The following is a 1,184-nucleotide window of genomic DNA, read 5'->3' on the forward strand; positions in this document are numbered from 1 at the left end:
GGCCGGCCGGCGCCCCTCGCCGCCCGCCCGGCGCATTTTCGGACCCTCAATGGAGAGCACCCTCATGCGTCTGGTTCAGTTCCGATGCCGCCATGGCGCGCGCTTCGTCGGCATCGTGGACGGGGCGGTGATCCGGCGCATCGCCGGCGCGCGCACCACCCGCGAGCTGGCCCTGGCGGCGATCGCCGACGGGGTGTCGCTCGCCGCGAAGGTGGAGGCGCTCGGCACCGACGGCACGCTGGACTACGAGCAGCTCATCGCCGAGGGGCGCATCCTGCCGCCGCTCGACCATGACGATCCGGCGCACTGCCTGATCGCCGGCACCGGCCTGACCCATCTCGCCAGCGCCGCCGCCCGCAGCCAGATGCACCAGAAGCTCAAGGACGAGGCCGAGACCCTCACCGACTCCATGAAGATGTTCAAATGGGGCCTGGAGGGCGGCAAGCCCACGGACGGCAAGCCCGGCGTCCAGTCCGAATGGTTCTACAAGGGCGACGGCTCCATCGTCGTGCGCCCGTTCGCGCCCTATCCGGTGCCGGCCTTCGCCGACGACGAGGGCGAGGAGCCGGAGGTGGTCGGCCTCTACGTGATCGGACCGGACCGCACCGCCTACCGGCTCGGCTACGCCATCGGCAACGAGGCGACCGACCATGTGATGGAGAAGAAGAACTATCTCTACCTCTCCCATTCCAAGCTGCGCCACTGCTCCTATGGCCCGGAGCTCTATGTGGGCGCCCTGCCGCGCCATCTGGTGGGCACGGCGCGCATCCGCCGCGGCGGCGAGGTGATCTGGGAGAAGCCGTTCCCGACCGGCGAGGACAATATGTGCCATGCGCTGGACAATCTCGAATACCACCACTTCAAGTACGACCAGTTCCTGCGTCCCGGCGACGTCCACGTGCAGTTCTTCGGCACTTCGGTCGCGTCCTTCGCCGACGGCGTGCGCACGCAGGAGGCGACGTGTTCGAGATCGAGATTCCGGAGTTCGGCAAGCCTCTGGTGAATGCCATCACCCGCGTGGCGCCGCGCTTTGCGATCGGCGCCGTGGTGGCGCTGTGACGCGCCGATAGAAGCTGCATCCGATCCGGCTGCCCACCGGCCGCATCGGCATCCGCTCCAGGCTTCGCGCCGCCAACGGGCGATGCCGGAGGCTGTGGCCGGGACGCCGCCGCGGGGGTGCGGCG

General features: G+C 69.4%; 1 pseudogene. It reads left to right on the forward strand.

The window, feature by feature from the left end:
• Window positions 1-64: 64 nt before the first annotated feature.
• Window positions 65-1,059, forward strand: a pseudogene (araD1, locus tag AC2W7M_RS25910) (AraD1 family protein).
• Window positions 1,060-1,184: the final 125 nt, after the last annotated feature.

The sequence above is a fragment of the Xanthobacter sp. BG11Y11_SDJG genome (assembly GCF_057364445.1).